Annotated in this window: 2 protein-coding genes; both read right to left on the bottom strand. The window is 69.6% G+C overall.

Annotated features, from left to right (window positions below; all coding sequences use genetic code 11):
• Positions 1 to 2,071 (bottom strand): condensation domain-containing protein (locus AOK24_RS36320; protein WP_159052110.1); only part of this gene is annotated, 2,071 nt, incomplete at its 3' end.
• Positions 2,072 to 2,121: 50 nt separating this feature from the next.
• Positions 2,122 to 3,576 (bottom strand): condensation domain-containing protein (locus tag AOK24_RS36325; RefSeq protein ID WP_240554285.1); only part of this gene is annotated, 1,455 nt, incomplete at its 5' end.

The following is a 3,576-nucleotide window of genomic DNA, read 5'->3' on the forward strand; positions in this document are numbered from 1 at the left end:
CCCACATCCCGGTCACACCATGCCGAGACACCGTCTCCCGCACGACAGGCGCACTCAGTTCGTGTTCGGCGACCACCACACAGCCACCGTTCAACAACGGCACCCAGATCTCGTACGTCGCCGCGTCGAAAGAGTGCGGCGAATGGAACAACACCCGCTCATGCCCCGCGAACCGCGCATCAGCAGCCAACGCGACAATCGCACTCTGCGTGACGGCGACCCCCTTCGGACGACCCGTCGACCCGGACGTGAACATCACATACGCCAAGGAATCAGCCGACGGAACCGGCAACTCCCCCTCCGGCCCCGCAACTTCACCGAGCACCAGCTCAACACCCGCATCCGCCAGCACTTGACGCACACGCTCTTCCGGGAACGCCGGGTTGACGGGAACGTACGTTGCCCCCGCCTTCAACACCGCCAGCATCGCAACGATCAGATCCACCGACCGCCCGAGCGACAACCCCACCCGCGACTCAACACCGATCCCACGACCCGCCAACACCCGAGCCAACTGCTCAGCCCTCGCAGAGAGTTCCGCATACGTCAGCGACTCCTCCCCACACACCACCGCCACCGCATCCGGCGCCTCCGCCACCCGCTCCCCGAACACCTCCACCACAGACCGCCCCGCCGCAACCCCACGGCCACCGGACCACTCGTCGAGGACCGCCCGCTCGTCCTCCCCCAGCACGGACAGGTCCGCGATGCGTCGGGAGGGTGTCGAAGTCGCCGCGTGGGCGAGGTTGAGCCAGTGGGCGGCCATGCGTTCGGCCGTGTCGGCGTCGTACACGTCGGTGCTGTACTCGATCGCGCCCGTCAACTGCCCGTCCTGCTCGCTGAATTCGAGCATGAGGTCGAAGGGCAGGGCCTCGCGGGTGACGTCCAGGGGGGTCACGTGGGCGCCGGGGAGGGTGATGTCCAGGGCCGGGGTGTTCTGGAGGACCAGCATGGCCTGGACGAGGGGCATCCGGCTCGGGTCGCGTTCGGGGGCGACCGCCTCGACGACGCGGTCGAAGGGGACGTCGCGGTGGTCGAACGCCTCCAGGACGGTGGCCTTCGTCGCGGCGAGGAAGGTGTCGTAGGTCGCCGTGCGGTCTATGTGGCCGCGCAGGACGAGGGTGTTGACGAAGAAGCCGATGACCTCCTGGAGTTCGGGGCGGTCACGCCCCGAGGTGACCGTGCCGAGCACGATGTCGTCCTGGCCGCTGTGATGGGCGAGCATCAGCTGGGTGAGGGCGGCAAGTTGGACGAAGAGGCTGGTGTCTCGTTCGCGGAGGGCGGCGGCGATGTCGTACGGGACCTCGAATCGGTGCAGGGCGCCGGCCGAGGTGCGCACGGCGGGGCGGGGGCGGTCGGTGGGGAGTTCCAGGGGCTCCAGGTCGGCCAGTTGGGTGCGCCAGTAGTCCAACTGGGCGGCGTCCTGGGTGTGTCGGTGCTGCCAGCTCGCGTAGTCGGCGTACTGGACGGGCAGCGGCGGGAGTTGGGGGTGGGGGTCGTTCATCGCGGTGCTGATCTCCCGGGTGAGGATGCCGAGGGACCAGCCGTCGCTGACGATGTGGTGCATCGACAGCAGGAGGACGTGTTCCTCCGGGGCGACGCGGACCAGCAGGACGCGGAAGAGGGGGCCGGTGCGCAACTCGAAGGGCACCAGCAGGCGTTGGCGCAGGAGTTCGTCCACCTCCCGGGCCGGGACGTCGACCTGTTCGACGGGGACGTCCACCGTGTCGTGCACGATCTGCACGACTCGGCCGTCCACGGTGTCGAAGGTCGTCCGCAGCGACTCGTGGCGTCGTACGACGTCGCCGATGGCCCGGCGCAGGGCGTCCGGGTCGAGGGGGCCGGTGATCTTCAGGGCGAGGCCGGTGTTGTACTCGGCTCTTCCGGGCTGGAACTCGTCGAGGAACCACAGCCGTTGCTGGGCGAAGGAGGCGGGGAGTTCGCCCTCGCGGGAGACCCGGGGGATACCCGTGTCCGTCGGCGCCTGACCGGCGAGGCGCCGGCGGAGCAGTTCGCGCATGTTCTCGGGCAGTGAGCTGATACGGCTCTCCCGGGACGGCTGCGTGCTCAATTCCTCTCCTCACGGCATTAGGTGTGTCGGGGCGGCGGCAGGGGGGTGAACTATCGCCGCGTGATGCTCCGCAGGGCGGCCAGATAGTCCTGGGCCAGCGCCTCCACGGTCGCCGTGCGGTGGATCGCGGTGGAGTGGTACCAGGTGATGTGCAGTCGTCCCTCGTCGACGACGGCGACGACGTCGATCAGGTGGTTGCGTTCCTGTTCGGGGCCGTGGTCCTGGCCGTCGGTGGGAACTCGGCGGCCCAGCAGCCCGGTTGCTCCGCCGTCGCCCGCCTGGCCCAGGTAGTTGAAGCTGAGCTGCGGTTCGGGGGCGTCCGCGAGGGTACGGCTGCCCAGGTGGCGCAGCGCGCCGTAGCCGACGCCCCGGTCCGGGATCGCGCGCAGTTGGCGCTTCACGGACTTCATCGTCGCCGACCAGTCGTCGTCTTCAGGGAGTTCGAGGGCGATCGGGTAGATCGAGGTGAACCAGCCGACCGTACGGGTCAGGTCGATGTCGTCGAAGATCTCCTCGCGGCCGTGGCCCTCCAGGTTGACGGCGATCCGGTCGCGGCCGGTCCAGGTGCGCAGGGTGCGCGCGAGGACGGCGAGCAGGACGTCGTTGATCTGGGTGCGGTACAGGCCGGGTACGCGGTAGAGGAGCGCCTGCGTGTCCTCCTCGTCCAGCGCGACGGAGACGGCGGACTGCGCGGCGACCGTGTTGACTCCCGGCAGGTCCAGGGGGAGTCGGGTCTCCGCGCCGGCCAGCACCGAGAGCCAGTACGGGATCTGGTCGGCGAAACCGCCTTCCGCCACATGGGAGTTGAGACGGTCGGCCCACTGCTGCACCGAGGTGCTTCTCGGGCCGAGGTCGATCTCGGCGCCGGTCAGCGCCTGGTCGTACGCGGTGGTCAGGTCGGTGAGGAGGATGCGCCAGGAGACGCCGTCGATCACGAGGTGGTGGGCGGTGAGGAGCAGCCGGTCGGGTGTCGCGTCGGCTGTTCTGCCGACGACGGCTCGCAGGAGAGGGCCTCGGGTGAGGTCCAGCCCGGACTGGGTGGCCATGACGAGGTCGCGCCAGGCCGTGTCGGGGTCGGCTGGGAGGTCGTGGACGGTGAGGACTTCGTCGACGTCCACGGCGGGGGCGATCTCGCCGGTCCAGTCGCCGGACGCGGTGCGGGCGAACGTGCTGCGCAGGGCGTCGTGTTGGTGGAGGACAGTCGTGAGCGCGGTGCGGAGAGCCGTGAGGTCGGTGCCGTCCGGCAGGGCGAACGTCAGCGACATGGTGAAGTGCTCCGGGGACACCGGGTGCGAGCGGAAGTACCACTCCCGTACGGGAGTTGTCCCGACGGGGCCACTGATCGCGGCCTCGGTGTCCTCGTGCTGCTCGGCGGCGACGGTGACTTCCGACGCCAGGGCGGCGATCGTCGGGCGCATGAAGAGGTCGCGGGAGGTGAGGCTCAGTCCCTCGCGGCGGGCGCGGGAGACGACCTGGATGCTGAGGATGGAGTCGCCGCCGAGGTC

This window comes from Streptomyces niveiscabiei, from assembly GCF_001419795.1.
Taxonomy (GTDB): domain Bacteria; phylum Actinomycetota; class Actinomycetes; order Streptomycetales; family Streptomycetaceae; genus Streptomyces; species Streptomyces niveiscabiei.